This window comes from Microbacterium sp. NPDC080220, assembly GCF_040686395.1.
GTDB lineage: Bacteria > Actinomycetota > Actinomycetes > Actinomycetales > Microbacteriaceae > Microbacterium > Microbacterium gawkjiense.
The window spans coordinates 14,631-29,016 of the sequence record NZ_JBFBOP010000009.1 but is presented as its reverse complement, the minus strand read 5'-3'; the positions used below and the strand labels follow the sequence as shown (position 1 = coordinate 29,016).

Annotated in this window: 17 protein-coding genes; 15 read left to right on the top strand and 2 right to left on the bottom strand. The window is 69.9% G+C overall.

Annotated elements, in window-relative coordinates; translation table 11 throughout:
* The first annotated feature begins 30 nt into the window (after nt 1-30).
* Genes hisB through AB0P29_RS13250 form a run of 4 tightly spaced genes read left to right on the top strand, consistent with a single transcriptional unit; the run spans nt 31 to nt 2,843 of the window.
* Nucleotides 31-642, top strand: coding sequence for an imidazoleglycerol-phosphate dehydratase HisB (hisB, locus tag AB0P29_RS13265; RefSeq protein ID WP_064003205.1), 612 nt, complete (start codon nt 31-33; stop codon nt 640-642).
* Nucleotides 639-1,283: an imidazole glycerol phosphate synthase subunit HisH gene (hisH, locus tag AB0P29_RS13260; protein WP_363380424.1), complete on the top strand. Its 645-nt coding sequence runs from the start codon at nt 639-641 to the stop codon at nt 1,281-1,283. Before hisB ends, hisH begins: the two co-directional genes overlap by 4 nt.
* Before the next feature lie 53 nt (nt 1,284-1,336).
* Nucleotides 1,337-2,083: a bifunctional 1-(5-phosphoribosyl)-5-((5-phosphoribosylamino)methylideneamino)imidazole-4-carboxamide isomerase/phosphoribosylanthranilate isomerase PriA gene (gene priA / locus AB0P29_RS13255; protein WP_363380421.1), complete on the top strand. Its 747-nt coding sequence runs from the start codon at nt 1,337-1,339 to the stop codon at nt 2,081-2,083.
* Entirely contained in the window at nt 2,067-2,843 is a 777-nt protein-coding gene (locus AB0P29_RS13250; RefSeq protein WP_363380418.1) for an SseB family protein, read from the top strand. The genes priA and AB0P29_RS13250 overlap by 17 nt, the downstream gene beginning before the upstream one ends.
* A 3-nt stretch (nt 2,844-2,846) precedes the next feature.
* On the opposite strand, the gene AB0P29_RS13245 is transcribed toward AB0P29_RS13250, so the two are convergent.
* On the bottom strand, nt 2,847-3,245 hold the full coding sequence (locus tag AB0P29_RS13245) for a DUF1844 domain-containing protein (protein ID WP_064003209.1): 399 nt from the start codon (nt 3,243-3,245) through the stop codon (nt 2,847-2,849).
* 210 nt (nt 3,246-3,455) lie between these two features.
* On the opposite strand from AB0P29_RS13245, the gene infC reads away from it, so the two are divergent.
* The 11 genes from infC to AB0P29_RS13190 all read left to right on the top strand — a co-directional run bounded on the left by infC (nt 3,456) and on the right by AB0P29_RS13190 (nt 13,210).
* Complete coding sequence (gene infC, locus AB0P29_RS13240) at nt 3,456-4,118, top strand: translation initiation factor IF-3 (RefSeq protein ID WP_082886179.1); 663 nt, start codon at nt 3,456-3,458, stop codon at nt 4,116-4,118.
* Nucleotides 4,119-4,165: 47 nt separating this feature from the next.
* Nucleotides 4,166-4,360 carry a 50S ribosomal protein L35 gene (rpmI, locus tag AB0P29_RS13235; RefSeq protein ID WP_064003210.1) on the top strand — a complete coding sequence of 65 codons (195 nt, stop codon included), beginning with the start codon at nt 4,166-4,168 and terminating at the stop codon, nt 4,358-4,360.
* A 32-nt stretch (nt 4,361-4,392) separates the two neighbouring features.
* Nucleotides 4,393-4,773 carry a 50S ribosomal protein L20 gene (rplT, locus tag AB0P29_RS13230; RefSeq protein WP_064003211.1) on the top strand — a complete coding sequence of 127 codons (381 nt, stop codon included), beginning with the start codon at nt 4,393-4,395 and terminating at the stop codon, nt 4,771-4,773.
* Nucleotides 4,774-4,869: 96 nt separating this feature from the next.
* Entirely contained in the window at nt 4,870-5,667 is a 798-nt protein-coding gene (locus AB0P29_RS13225) for an RNA methyltransferase (protein ID WP_363380414.1), read from the top strand.
* A 164-nt stretch (nt 5,668-5,831) separates the two neighbouring features.
* Complete coding sequence (locus tag AB0P29_RS13220; protein ID WP_197471643.1) at nt 5,832-6,551, top strand: amino acid ABC transporter ATP-binding protein; 720 nt, start codon at nt 5,832-5,834, stop codon at nt 6,549-6,551.
* 60 nt (nt 6,552-6,611) lie between these two features.
* On the top strand, nt 6,612-7,529 hold the full coding sequence (locus tag AB0P29_RS13215; protein ID WP_363380411.1) for a glutamate ABC transporter substrate-binding protein: 918 nt from the start codon (nt 6,612-6,614) through the stop codon (nt 7,527-7,529).
* 67 nt (nt 7,530-7,596) lie between these two features.
* Nucleotides 7,597-8,244, top strand: a complete 648-nt coding sequence (locus tag AB0P29_RS13210; protein ID WP_363380409.1) for an amino acid ABC transporter permease — start codon at nt 7,597-7,599, stop codon at nt 8,242-8,244.
* Nucleotides 8,241-9,158, top strand: coding sequence for an amino acid ABC transporter permease (locus AB0P29_RS13205; RefSeq protein ID WP_363380406.1), 918 nt, complete (start codon nt 8,241-8,243; stop codon nt 9,156-9,158). Before AB0P29_RS13210 ends, AB0P29_RS13205 begins: the two co-directional genes overlap by 4 nt.
* A 51-nt stretch (nt 9,159-9,209) precedes the next feature.
* A complete protein-coding gene (gene pheS, locus AB0P29_RS13200; protein WP_217531358.1) occupies nt 9,210-10,250 on the top strand; it encodes a phenylalanine--tRNA ligase subunit alpha in 1,041 nt (346 codons plus the stop codon).
* The gene (gene pheT / locus AB0P29_RS13195) at nt 10,250-12,760 is read left to right on the top strand and encodes a phenylalanine--tRNA ligase subunit beta (RefSeq protein ID WP_363380404.1); all 2,511 of its coding nucleotides are present in this window, start codon (nt 10,250-10,252) and stop codon (nt 12,758-12,760) included. The genes pheS and pheT overlap by 1 nt, the downstream gene beginning before the upstream one ends.
* A gap of 57 nt (nt 12,761-12,817) precedes the next feature.
* A complete protein-coding gene (locus tag AB0P29_RS13190) occupies nt 12,818-13,210 on the top strand; it encodes a hypothetical protein (protein ID WP_363380402.1) in 393 nt (130 codons plus the stop codon).
* A gap of 6 nt (nt 13,211-13,216) precedes the next feature.
* Here the strand turns inward: AB0P29_RS13190 and AB0P29_RS13185 are convergent, their stop codons facing one another.
* Nucleotides 13,217-14,341, bottom strand: a complete 1,125-nt coding sequence (locus AB0P29_RS13185; RefSeq protein WP_363380400.1) for an AAA family ATPase — start codon at nt 14,339-14,341, stop codon at nt 13,217-13,219.
* Nucleotides 14,342-14,386 lie beyond the last annotated feature (45 nt).

Sequence of the window (14,386 nt, the reverse complement as noted above, 5' to 3'; positions counted from 1 at the left end):
CGGCCCGTCATGCCTCGGTAGACTCGGGGCATGAGCACCCCTGCGCCCCGCACCGCCTCCGTCCGGCGGGCGACCAGCGAGTCGACCATCGAGCTCGAGCTCGACCTCGACGGCACCGGTCGGAGCACGATCGACACGACCGTGCCGTTCTTCGACCACCTGCTCACGGCGTTCGCGAAGCACTCGCTCACAGACTTGACGGTCCGCGCGACGGGCGACACCCACATCGACGCGCACCACACCGTCGAGGACACGGCCATCGTGCTCGGCCAGGCGATCCGCCAGGCACTCGGCGACAAGTCCGGCATCTCGCGGTACGGCGATGCGCTCGTGCCGCTCGACGAGGCGCTGGCGCAGGCGGTCGTCGACATCAGCGGCCGGCCCTACCTCGTCCACTCCGGTGAGCCGGCGGGCTACGAGTTCCACCTCATCGGCGGCCACTTCACCGGCTCGCTCGTGCGCCACACCTTCGAGGCGATCGCCTTCCACGCCGGCCTGACCATGCACGTGACCCTCGTCGCCGGCCGCGACCCGCACCACATCGCCGAGGCGGAGTACAAGGCCTTCGCCCGCGCGTTCCGGCAGGCGAAGGCGCTCGATCCCCTCGTCGCCGGCATCCCGAGCACCAAGGGCGCCCTGTGACGGGTGCACCGCTCGTCGCGGTCCTCGACTACGGCTCCGGCAACGTCCACTCGGCCGTCAAGGCGCTCAGCGAAGCGGGCGCCGATGCGCGGCTGACGAAGGATCGCGGCCTGATCGCCGACGCCGCCGGACTCCTCGTCCCGGGCGTCGGGGCCTTCTCCGCCGTCATGTCGGCCTTGCGCGCGAGCCGCGGAGACGAGCTCATCGGTCGCCGTCTCGCTGGGGGGATGCCGGTCCTCGGCATCTGCGTCGGGATGCAGGTGATGTTCGAGCTGGGCGTCGAACGCGGTGTCGACACCGAGGGGCTGGGGGAGTGGCCGGGCGCGGTCACCGAGCTGCAGGCACCGGTGCTGCCCCACATGGGCTGGAACACCGTCCGCGCCGGCGAGGGGTCGACCCTCTTCGCCGGACTCGAGGACGAACGCTTCTACTTCGTGCACTCCTACGGCGCGCAGGACTGGACCCTCGACGTCATCAAGCCGTTCCGCGAGCCGGTGCTCACCTGGTGCGATTACGGGGCGCCGTTCCTCGCCGCCGTCGAGAACGGCCCGCTGTCGGCGACGCAGTTCCACCCCGAGAAGTCGGGCGCGGCCGGCATCCGTCTGCTGTCGAACTGGATCGGGTCGCTTCCCGCGTCCTAGTAACGTGTCCCTCTGTGCGCGCGCCCGGTGCGCACATCGTCCCACCCGGAGCCATGAACGAATTCGCATCCACGCCCGAACTGATCCTGCTGCCCGCTGTGGACGTCGCCGACGGCAAGGCCGTCCGACTGACGCAGGGTGAGGCCGGCACCGAGACGAGCTATGGCGACCCCGTCGACGCAGCCCAGGAGTGGGCGCGCCAGGGGGCCGAGTGGATCCACCTCGTCGACCTCGACGCCGCGTTCGGTCGCGGGTCGAACGCGGCCCTGCTGCGCAAGGTCATCAAGTCGCTCCGCGGGGTGAAGGTCGAGCTCTCGGGCGGCATCCGCGACGACGAATCGCTCGACGCGGCGCTCGACTCCGGCGCCACGCGCATCAATCTCGGCACCGCCGCGCTCGAGAACCCGGAGTGGGCGGCCGACGTCATCCGCCGCTACGGCGAGGCGATCGCCGTCGGTCTCGACGTCCGGGGCACCACGCTCGCGGCGCGCGGATGGACCCGCGACGGCGGTGACCTGTGGCAGGTGCTGGATCGCCTCGAGGATGCCGGGTGCAGCCGCTACGTCCTCACCGACGTGACGAAGGACGGCACGCTGCAGGGCCCGAACATCGAGCTGCTGCGCGAGGTCGCCGTCCGCACCGACAAGCCCGTCGTCGCCTCCGGTGGCATCTCGAGCCTCGACGACATCGCGGCGCTGCGCGAACTCGTCCCCCTCGGCGTCGAGGGCGCCATCGTCGGCAAGGCCCTGTACGCCGGCGCGTTCACGCTGGCCGAGGCGCTGGATGTCGCCGGACACTGACCCGCGCGCGCACTCGGCGGATTCCGCCGGCGTGCCCTGGGAGGGGCGGAGCTTCCAGCCCAACCCTCACAGCGGCGACGACGGCAGCGCCGACCCCGCGCTGCTGGCCGCGCTCACCGCGTTCCACGCGGGGGAGGGGGATGCCGCGGCGGTCGTCGACGCGTATCGCACGGCACGCCTGCTGATCCCCCTCGTCGCCGAGAAGGGCGAAGAGGGTGCCGGCCCGACGGGCCTCACCGTCGACAAGACGCAGGAGCTCTCGATCGTCACTGTCGCCGCGCCCGACGGGCGCCGCGTCCTGCCGGTGTTCTCCTCCGTGCAGGCGATGTCGCGGTGGGATGCCGCGGCCCGTCCGGTCCCCGCCGACGGCGTCCGCACGGCGCTGTCGGCCGCCGCGGACGACACCGACCTCATCGTGATCGACCCCGGCAGTGAGACCGAGTTCGTCCTGCGTCGTCCGGCGGTCTGGGCGATCGGTCAGGGGCAGAGCTGGGAGCCGCCGCACACCTCGCCCGAGGTGTTCGCCGGCCTGCAGGAGTCGATCGGCACCGAGCTCGGTGTGCTCGACCTGTCCGTCGCGACGGGCGACCCGCACTCGCGGCTGCGCGGGCCGGAGCTGATCGTCAGTCTCCACCTCGTGGACGGCCTGGATCAGGCGGCGCTCGACGCGATCCTGCAGCGTCTGGCTTCGCGATGGGCGGCGGATGACCGCGTCGCGGTCCTGGTGGACTCGCTGACGGTCAAACTCGTGCGCGCCTGATCGTCAGGTGACGGGGCCGGTCCACTTCTCGCCGGGCCCCTTGCCGATCGGGTCGGGGATGCTGGATGCCTCGCGGAAGGCGAGCTGCAGTGTGCGCAGCCCGTCGCGGAGGGATCGGGCGTGCATGTCGCTCACCTCGGGGGCGGCGGCGGTGATGAGGCCGGCGAGGGCGTTGATGAGCTTGCGCGCCTCGTCGAGGTCCTTCTGGGTGTCGGGGTCGTCGGCGAGGCCGAGCTTCACGGCCGCGGCGCTCATGAGGTGCACCGAGGTGGTCGTGATCACCTCGACGGCGGGGACGTCCGCGATGTCCCGCGTGGCGGACTGTGCGACCCGCTCCTGCTCGTCCCAGCGCGAGAGGCGCTCGGGGTCGTGGTCGCTGTGGTCGGCCGGAATAGTGCTCACGTGCTGCTCTCTGCTAGACTTCTGCGGGCACCGGAGTGTTCTGCTCCGAGTCGAAAGAGGATCACATCCCACCCGCGCTTGCCGCTCCAGGCTACCGGGTCCCGCACTCCGCCTCGTTCCGCGAGGTTGTCCAGGGTGCAGAACACAGAACGCCGATGCGTGCATCGTGCGGGGTGGACGTGACGATCTTCCGCCCGGCGACACATTTCCGTGTCACCGGAGGCCGTCCACCGCACGAAAGAGGAGTTCCGCATCAGCGATCCCCGCACCAATGACCGCATCCGCGTCCCCGAGGTCCGCCTCGTCGGACCCGCGGGTGAGCAGGTCGGCGTCGTCCGCATCGAGGTGGCCATGCGCCTGGCCCAGGAGGCCGACCTCGATCTCGTCGAGGTAGCCCCGAACTCGAAGCCCCCCGTGGTCAAGATCATGGATTACGGCAAGTTCAAGTACGAGGCTGCGCAGAAGGCCAAGGAAGCGCGGCGCAATCAGGCGAACACCGTCCTCAAGGAGGTCCGGTTCCGTCTGAAGATCGAGGCGCACGACTACATCACCAAGCTCAAGCGCGCGGAGGGCTTCCTCCAGGCCGGCGACAAGGTGAAGGCGATGATCCTGTTCCGCGGTCGCGAGCAGTCGCGTCCCGAGCAGGGTGTGCGTCTGCTCCGCAAGTTCGCGGAGGACGTCGCCGAGTTCGGCACCGTGGAGTCCAACCCCACGATCGACGGCCGCAACATGGTGATGGTGGTGGCTCCCCACAAGAACAAGTCCGAGGTCAAGACCGAGCAGAACGCGGCCCGCGCCGCGACGAAGCAGGCCGCCCGCGAGGCGCGCACCGGTCAGGCCGACGAGACCCCCGCCTCCGCTCCGGCGGAGTAAGCGGCCCCAGACCCCCGCCCGGCGGGAACCACAACGAAGGAAGAGATATGCCCAAGCAGAAGACCCACTCGGGCGCCAAGAAGCGCTTCAAGGTCACCGGCAGCGGAAAGATCAAGAAGCAGCAGGCGAACCTCCGTCACAACTTCGAGGGCAAGCCCACGAAGCGCACCCGCCGCCTGTCCGCCGACAAGATCCTGGCTCCCGGCGACGCCAAGGTCGCCAAGAAGCTCCTCGGCCTCTGAGCGCCGACGCAACACCCTAGGAAGTAGAAGAAATGGCTAGAGTCAAGCGGGCTGTCAACGCCCACAAGAAGCGTCGCGTCATCCTCGAGCGCGCCTCCGGTTACCGCGGACAGCGTTCGCGTCTGTACCGCAAGGCGAAGGAGCAGGTCACCCACTCGCTCGTCTACGCGTACCGCGACCGTCGCAAGCGCAAGGGCGACTTCCGTCGCCTCTGGATCCAGCGCATCAACGCCGCTGCCCGCCAGAACGGCATCACGTACAACCGCTTCATCCAGGGCCTCGGCCTCGCGGGTGTCCAGGTCGACCGCCGCATGCTCGCCGAGCTCGCGGTCAACGAGCCGGCCGTCTTCGCGTCGCTCGTCGCCACGGCCAAGGCTGCGCTGCCGGCCGACGTCAACGCGCCCAAGGCCTGAACGCCTCAGCATCCGTGAGAAGGCGTCCTCTTCGGAGGGCGCCTTTTCGCGTTCCCGGATGCCGGTGCTCGCCGCGCGCCGCCCTACACTGAGAGCGTGCTCGAGAACCCACGTTCACCGCGCGTCCGCGCGGTCGCGAAGCTGACGAAGCGCACGGCGCGGCAGGAGACCGGCCTCTACCTCCTCGAGGGCCCGCAGGCCGCCCGGGAGGCTCTGCTCTGGCGGCCGGACACCCTGCTCGAGCTGTATGCGACCCCGACGGCATGGGACAAGCATCAGGACATCCGCGATGCGGCATCCGATGCCGGTGTCGAGGTGGCCTTCGCGAGCGAGCAGGTCATCGACGCCATGGCCGACACGGTGACGCCCCAGGGCATCGTGGCCGTCGCTCGCCAGGTCCCGACCTCGGTGCGCGACGTCTTCGGCGGCGAGCCCCGCCTCATCGTGATCTGCGAGGAGGTGCGCGACCCGGGCAACCTCGGGACGATCATCCGAGCAGCGGATGCCGTCGGTGCCGACGCGGTCATCCTCACCGGGCGCACGGTGGACCCCTTCAACCCGAAGGTCGTCCGCGCGACGACCGGTTCGCTCTTCCACCTGCCCGTTGCGGTGGGGGTGGACCTCGCGGATGCGACGGGGCGGGCGCGCTCCGCGGGTCTGCGCATCGTCGCGGCCGACGTCGGGGGAGAGGACTTCGTCGATCACCGGGCGACCCTGGCGGAACCGACCGCGTGGGTCTTCGGGAACGAGGCGCGCGGACTCGCCGAGGAGGCCCTCCAGCTCGTGGACCTGTCGCTCCGGCTGCCCATCTACGGCCGCGCCGAGTCGCTGAATCTCGCGACGGCGGCGAGCGTCTGCCTCTACGAATCGGCTTTCGCGCAGCGCGCGACCTGAAGCGACCATTCTCGAGGGTTGATTACGGAACTGTAAACCCCGTGGCATCCGCTCGTTCACCGGGGCGGGCGTTGCCTAGGGTGAGTTCCATGACCACTCCTGCTGCCGATCCCGCGCCGCGCACGTCGAACATCGACGTTCGTCGAGGCGAGCCGCTCGTCGTCATGTCCGACGTGCAGAAGCACTACGGCGACTTCCAGGCGCTCACCGACATCAACCTGTCGGTGAACCGCGGCGAGGTCGTCGTCGTGGTCGGCCCGTCGGGGTCCGGCAAGTCGACCCTCTGCCGCACCATCAACCGTCTCGAGACGATCACCAGCGGCCGCATCACGATCGACGGCGCCGATCTCCCCGCGGAGGGCAAGGCGCTCGCCGCGCTCCGTGCCGACGTCGGCATGGTCTTCCAGTCCTTCAACCTGTTCTCGCACCTGACCATCCTCGACAACGTGACGCTCGGGCCGATCAAGGTGAAGGGCATGAAAAAGGCGGATGCCGAGAAGCTCGCCCGTGAGCTGCTCGACCGCGTGGGTGTCGGCCATCAGGCGGACAAGCTGCCCGCGCAGCTCTCCGGCGGCCAGCAGCAGCGCGTGGCGATCGCCCGTGCGCTCGCGATGAAGCCGAAGGTGATGCTCTTCGACGAGCCGACGTCCGCGCTCGACCCCGAGATGATCAACGAGGTCCTCGACGTCATGGTCGGCCTCGCGCAGGACGGGATGACGATGATCGTCGTCACCCACGAGATGGGCTTCGCCCGCAAGGCGGCTGACCGCGTGGTCTTCATGGCGGACGGCCAGATCGTCGAGGAGGCCGCACCGCAGGAGTTCTTCACGAACCCGAAGAGCGACCGCGCGAAGGACTTCCTCTCGAAGCTCATCACCCACTGAGACGTCCGCGCCCTGCACCGGCGCGACGAACGAAGCACGACACGAAACCAGGAGGATCACATGCGTAAGACTCGACTCGCCGGCACGTTCGCCGGCATCGCGATCGCGGCACTCGCGCTCGCCGGCTGCAACAGCGGCAGCCCCACCGCTCCCGGCGCCGAGGGCGGCACCGGCGGCGAAGGCGCCGAGGGCAGCGAGGCCCTCTGGGAGGTCGCCAGCGACGTGTCGCTCGACGGCAGCCCCACCTTCGACGCCATGACGGCACGGGACGGCGTGATCGTCGGCGTCAAGGAGGACCAGCCTGGTCTCGGATTCCTCGACGCCACGACGAACGAGCGCTCGGGCTTCGACGTCGACATCGCGCGTTGGATCGCGGCATCCCTCGGGTACGACGAGGACCAGATCGAGTACAAGGCGATCGCGTCCGCGAACCGCGAGCAGTCGATCGTGAACGGCGATGTCGACTACTACGTCGGTACCTACTCGATCACCGACTCCCGCAAGGAGCAGATCGATTTCGCCGGCCCGTACTTCACCACGGGTCAGGGTCTCCTGGTCGCCGCGGACAGCGACATCGCGAGCGAGGACGACCTCAGCGCCGACACGACGGTGTGCTCCGCGACCGGTTCGACGCCGATCCAGAACATCAAGGACAACTACCCCGACGTGCCGACCGAGGAGTTCGACCTCTACTCGGCATGTGTCGATGCGCTGATCAACGGCACCGTCGACGCCGTCACGACCGACCAGGCGATCCTCATCGGCTACGCGGCGCTGTACCCGAACGACGTCAAGGTCGTGGGGGAGCCCTTCAGCGAGGAGAACTACGGCGTGGGTCTGCGCAAGGGTGACGACGCCCTTCGTGCGCACATCAACGACCTCTTCACCGAGGGCGGCGACACCTGGCAGGCGATCTTCGACAAGAACCTCGGCGAGTCCGGGATCACCGTCGAGCAGCCCGCTGTCGACGCGTACTGAATCACGCTGACACCATGATCCGGGGCGGGGGCGCGAGCCCCCGCCCCGCACCAGCCAAGGAGACGAAGTGGGCGTCATCACCGACAACCTCGATCTGTGGAGCGAGGCGCTGCGCAACACGCTGCTGCTCTTCCTCGCGGGCGGCGCGATCGCGCTCGTCCTCGGGACGCTCGTCGGGGCGATGCGTGTCTCGCCGATCCCCGTCGCGCGGGCGTTCGGAACGTTGTACGTCAACATCATCCGCAACACCCCCCTGACGCTCGTCTTCTTCTTCTTCGCTTTCGGTTATCCCGCTCTGCGCCTGCCGAATCCGGGGTTCACGGTGCTGGCCATCTGGGCCCTCGGCGTCTACACCGCGACCTATGTGGCCGAGGTGATCCGGGCAGGTATCAACACCGTTCCGGTCGGTCAAGCCGAGGCCGCCCGTGCCATCGGTCTCACCTTCACGCAGGTGATGACTCTCGTCGTCATGCCGCAGGCTTTCCGATCGGTCGTGCCGCCGATGATGAGCGTCTTCATCGCGCTGCTCAAGAACACCACGGTCGCCGCAGGCTTCAGCGTTGCGGAGCTGGGCGTCATCCGCGCGAACCTCAGCGAACGGGGCGAGAACGCCCTCGCCGTCCTCCTCTGGGTCGCGGTGGTCTTCGTGGTCCTCGTCCTGCTGCTCAGCTGGCTGCAGCGCTATCTCGAGAACAAGTGGAGGATCGCGCGATGACTTCCGTCCTGTACGACGTCCCGGGCCCCCGGGCAATTCTCCGCAACCGCATCCTCGGCGTCGTCACCGTGGTCGCCGTGCTCGGCGTACTCGGCTTCATCGGCTACCGCTTCGCGGTGACCGGTCAGTTCGCGCCGGACCGCTGGTACGTCTTCTCGTTCAGTGCCGTCTGGATGAACATCCTGCGCGCGCTGGGCAACACGCTCGCGGCGTTCGGTCTCGCCGCCGTCGGCGCCATCATCCTGGGTCTCGTCCTGGCGGTGGGGCGACTGTCCGATCATGCCGTCATCCGGGTCCCCGTCGCCACGATCACCGAGCTGTTCCGCGCGATCCCGGTCCTGATCTTCATGTCGCTGATGTACTACGGTCTGCCGACGGTCGGCATCCGCATGGAGCCGTATTGGGCCGTCGTCATCGCCCTCGTCATGTACAACGGCTCGGTGCTCGCCGAGGTGATCCGCGCCGGCGTCGAATCGCTGCCCCGCGGCCAGAAGGAAGCCGGGTACGCGATCGGCCTCCGCAAGAGCGGCGTCATGCGCCTGATCCTCATGCCGCAGGCGATCCGTGCGATGCTGCCCGTCATCATCGCGCAGCTGGTCGTCACGCTGAAGGACACGGCGCTCGGCTTCATCATCACTTACCCGGAGCTGCTCTACTTCGCCAAGCAGCTGACGTCCCAGCCGGGTCGACCGATCCTGCAGGCCGGCATCGTCATCGGGGCGATCTACATCGCGATGTGTCTCCTGCTCTCGTGGGTCGCCACCCTCGTCGAGAAGCGTCTGCGTCGTTCGCCCGGCACGCGCGGAGGTGCCGGCGGAGTTCATCACCCCGTGGCGCCCACGACCGACACCGAATTGATCGCGGCCCAGAAGGGCGCCGGCAAGTTCGATCCCGGTAACGCACCGACACCCTGACGCCGTCCTACCGGCGGGCCGCACTCCGGCCCGCCGGTAGACTCGTCTCTCGTGTCCGACGCACCCCAGATCACCCCCGAGGCGGTGGATGCCGCCGTCGCCGAGGCGCTGGCCGCCTTCGCCGCCGCTCCCGATACCACGGCGCTCAAAGCCGCCCGTTCGGCCCACACCGCGGAGGGGTCGCCGCTCGCGCGTCTGAACGCCGAGCTGCGGAACGTCCCCAACGACCAGAAGGCCGCCTCCGGCAAGCTCGTCGGTCAGGCTCGCGGTCGTGTGAACCAGGCGCTCGCCGCCCGTGAGGCCGAGCTCGCCGCGGCCGAGACGGCGGCGAAGCTCGAGGCCGAGCGCGTCGACATCACCGCGATCGTCCCCGCGACGCGTGTCGGGGCGCGGCATCCGATCTCGCTCCTGCAGGAGGAGATCGCCGACCTCTTCGTCGGCATGGGGTGGGAGATCGCGGAGGGTCCCGAGCTCGAGCACGAGTGGTTCAACTTCGACGCGCTGAACTTCGCCCCCGACCACCCTGCGCGTCAGATGCAGGACACCTTCTTCGTCGACCCGGTGGCGCGTCACCTGGTCATGCGCACGCACACAAGCCCCGTTCAGGTGCGCTCCATGCTCGAGCGCGAAGTGCCGATCTACATCCTCTGCCCGGGACGGGTGTACCGCACCGACGAGTTCGACGCGACCCACCTGCCCGCGTTCACGCAGTTCGAGGGCCTCGTGATCGACAAGGGCATCACGATGGCGAACCTCAAGGGCACGCTCGACCACGCCGCGAAGGTCCTCTTCGGAGCCGAGGCCAAGACCCGGTTCCGCACCAACTACTTCCCGTTCACCGAGCCGTCCGCCGAGCTCGACCTGTGGCACCCGACCTTCCCGGGCGGCGCGCGCTGGATCGAGTGGGGCGGATGCGGGATGGTGAACCCCAACGTCCTCCGCGCCGCGGGCATCGACCCCGAGGTCTACTCGGGCTTCGCCTTCGGCATGGGCATCGAGCGGACCCTCATGTTCCGCAGCGATGTGCAGGACATGCGCGACATGGCCGAAGGTGATGTCCGCTTCAGCGAGCAGTTCGGAATGGTGGTCTGATGCGCGTCCCGCTCTCCTGGTTGCGCGAGTACGTCGACGTCGCGCCCGGTACGACCCCCGAGGACGTCCTCGCGTCGCTCGTCTCGGTCGGGTTCGAGGAGGAGGACGTGCACACGTTCGACCTCAGCGGACCGATCGTCGTCGGCCGTGTGGTCTCGTTCGAGGCCGAACCGCAGTCCAACGGCAAGACCATCCGGTGGTGCCAGGTCGACGTCGGTGAGGCGAACGGTGGCATCCGCGGCATCGTCTGCGGTGCCGGCAACTTCTTCGAGGGCGACAAGGTCGTCGTGACGCTGCCGGGCGCCGTCCTGCCCGGTCCCTTCCCGATCGCCGCGCGCAAGACGTACGGCCACGTCTCCGACGGCATGATCGCCTCCGCGAAGGAGCTCGGCCTCGGTGACGAGCACTCCGGCATCCTTCGTCTGACCGAGCTCGGCCTCGACCCCGAGGTCGGCACCGACGCCATTTCCCTGCTCGGGCTCGACGACGTCGCCGTCGACATCAACGTCACCCCCGACCGCGGCTACGCCCTGTCGATCCGCGGCGTCGCGCGCGAGTACGCCCACGCCACGGGAGCGGCCTTCCGCGACCCGGGTCTGCGCGACTTCGAGGAGCTCCAGCAGCCGACCGGCGGATTCCCCGTCGCGATCGACGACGCGGCGCCCATTCACGGCAAGCCCGGCGCGAGCGAGTTCGTCGTCCGCATCGTGCGCGACGTCGACCCCTCCCGCCCGACGCCGCCGTGGATGACCGCGCGGCTCACGCTCGCCGGCATCCGCTCCCTCGGCATCCTGATCGACATCACCAACTACGTGATGCTCGAACTCGGCAACCCGATCCACGGGTACGACCTCGACACGCTGACCGGTGGCATCACCGTCCGTCGAGCGACCGCCGGGGAGAAGCTCACCACCCTCGACGGCAAGGAGCGCACGCTCCACACCGAGGACCTGCTCATCACCGACGACTCCGGCCCGATCGGCCTGGCGGGTGTCATGGGCGGCGGCAGGACCGAGATGGGGGATGCCACGCGCAACGTCCTCATCGAGGCGGCGATCTTCGACACCGTGTCCATCGCACGCACGGCCCGCCGGCACAAGCTGCCCAGCGAGGCGTCGCGACGCTTCGAGCGCGGCGTCGACCCGCTCATCCCGTTCGTCGCCGCCCGCCGCGTCGCCGACCTCATGGTCGAGCTCGCCGGCGGCACGCTCGACACGGAGACCGGCGGCGCACTGTTCGCCGAGGTGTTCATCCCGTCGATCGAGCTGCCGAAGACCTTCACCGCCGGCCTGATCGGCGTCGACTATTCCGACGACGAGGTCGTCGGCGCCCTCGAGACGATCGGATGCGACGTCGCGGATGAGGGCGAGGCCTGGGAGGTCATCCCGCCGTCCTGGCGTCCCGACCTCACCGACCGCTGGACGCTCGCGGAGGAGGTCGCCCGCATCCACGGGCTCGACCGCATCCCTTCCATCCTCCCGACCCCGCCGTCCGGGCGCGGTCTCACGCCGCACCAGCGCGGACGCCGGCGCGTCGCGAACGCGCTCGCCGCGGCCGGCTTCGTCGAGGTCGTCGCGTTCCCGTTCACGACCGAGGAGCAGAACGACCTCCACGGCTCGGCGACCGGCGAGCACGTCCCCTCGATCCGGCTCGCGAACCCGCTCGACGGCCAGGCGCCGTACCTGCGGCGCTCGCTCCTGCCCGGTCTGCTGCAGATCGCGCACCGGAACGTCTCGCGCGGCTTCACCGATCTGGCGCTCTTCGAGTCGGGCAGCGTATTCACCCCCGACGAGGGCGTGACCTACGGCACCGACACCGTCCCGCCGCTCGCGCAGCGCCCCGACGAGCAGACCCTCGCGGCCCTGCACGGCTCCATCCCGCCGCAGCCGCGGCACGTCGCCGTGCTTCTCCACGGCAACGCGGCGGTCAAGCGTCCCGGCGGCGCCGCGGCGCCGTACGACCTCGCGGCCGCGCTCGGCGCGGTCCGCACGATCGCCGCCGCGGCGGGCGTGCAGATCGACGTGCAGCAGGGTCAGCGCGCAGCGCTCCACCCGGGGCGCACCGGCATCCTCACCGTGCGCGGTGATGAGGTCGGCTACGTCGGCGAGCTCCTCCCGGCCGTCGCCGAGGCGGCCGACCTGCACGGACGCGTGTTCGTCGCGGAGCTCGACCTCGACGGCATCCTGTCGCTCGTGCGCGAACCGGAGGTCTCCCCCTCACTGGCGACCTTCCCCGCGGCGACGCAGGACGTGTCCCTCGTCGTGCCGGCGGACGTCGCCGCCGGTGACGTGCGGGCCGCCCTCGTCGACGGCGCGGGGGAGCTCCTCGAGGATCTGCGCCTGGTCGACGACTATCGCGGTGCCGGCGTCGCGGACGGGTCGAAGAGCCTCACGTTCGCGCTGCGGTTCCGCGCCGAAGACCGCACGCTGACAGCATCGGAGGCCACCGACGCGAAGCTCGCCGGTGTCGCCGTCGCCGCGGGACGCTTCGGGGCGACGATCCGCGACTGACGACGTCACCCGAACGGCCGACTGCGGGGTCGGCCGACCGAGGGGTACGTTTCGGTCATGACATCCACGACTGCCGGTGCCCGACCGTCCGAGGACGGCGCGCCGCTGCGCATGCCGCGCGGAGCGGTCCTCATCCGCGCCCTGGCGATCGTCAATCTGCTCACGATCATGATGAGCGTGGTCGCGTTCGCGACGGGGTGGCAGTACGGGACATGGCTGTTCCCGCAGGCAGCCGTCTTCTTCCCCAGCGCCTGGGCCGAGATCGTCCCGCGCGGAGCGGTCTGGCTCGTGTTCGCCGGCATCGCGGCGATCGCCGCAGGTGTAAGTGCGCTGCGTGCGCCCGCGGGGCATCGGGGCTACGCGGTGTTCCGCTCGCTCACGATCTTCGGCGCGGTGGTCGCCGTCGTGATGGCTGCTCTCGTCGTCGCGGCCTTGTTCATCACGCTATGACCCGCGTCAGCGCGTGCCCCAGTTCCACGGCGGACCCTCGAGTCGCCCCTGACCGCTCACGAGCGTGCCGTCGAGGTGCCGTTCGAGCGGGATCCGGTGGGCGTCGGGGAGGGCGTCGATGAGCCCCGCGGCGTGCGACACCAGAAGCACCTGCGTCTGTGCGGCCGCCGCGCGTACGAGGTTCGCCAGCGGCGCGAGCAGGCTCACGTGCAGGCTCGATTCGGGCTCGTTGAGGATCGTGAGCGGCGCCGGCCGGGCGGGAAGCAGCGCCGCGCAGAGCAGCAGGTAGCGCAGCGTGCCGTCCGAGAGCTCCGCGGCATCCAGCGGCCGGAGCAGGCCCGGCTGCGTCAGGGTGAGTCGCAGGAGGCCGTCGGATGCCGCGATGCGCACCCGACTGCCCGGGAACGCCTCATCCACCGCCCGATCGAGCAGGCCGCCGAACCCCGCGTCGACCACGGTCGCCCACACGGAGGCGAGGTTCGATCCGTCGTGCGCGAGCACGGGGGATCTCGTGCCGACCTGCGAGCGCCGCGCGGGGGCGTCCGCATCGACGCGGAAGTGGTCGTAGAACCGCCAGCCGTTCATGATGCGTCGCAGACCGAGCAGCTCGGGTGCGGTGTCGCCGTCGGCGAGGTCGGTGATGATGCTCTCGAAGGGGGCGAGCTTCTGGTCGAGCGAGACCCACCCGCCGTCACGGACGCGCGTCTGGGCGCGCAGTCGGTCGATGAGGAGCGTCGACGGTTTGGCGAGCGGGCCGGCGAAGATCTGCTCGCGCTTGATCTCGGGGTCGCGCGCGAACACGCTGTCCTGCGACGCCTGCGGGATGCCCAGATCGACGAGGTAGCCGAGCTCGTCGGACGCGAACCCGAGTCGCACCGCGATCGGGGTACGGCGCACCGTCCCCTGATCGCCGCCGTTCTCCGGGCCCGCCCAGAGCAGCGAGGACAGACCGCCCTCGCGGGCAACGGCGCCGATGAGGTCGCCGGTCGCGGCGGAGGCGAGCAGCCGCAGGGCGCGGTAGAGGTTCGACTTGCCCGAGCCGTTCGGGCCGGTCACGACGGTGAGCTCCTGCAGGGGGATCACGACGTCGCGGAGCGACCGGTAACCCGAGACGGCGAGCGTGCGCAGCATCCCTCCACTGTGCCAGTCGGCCCCGACACGCGTGGTCGGCGCGGT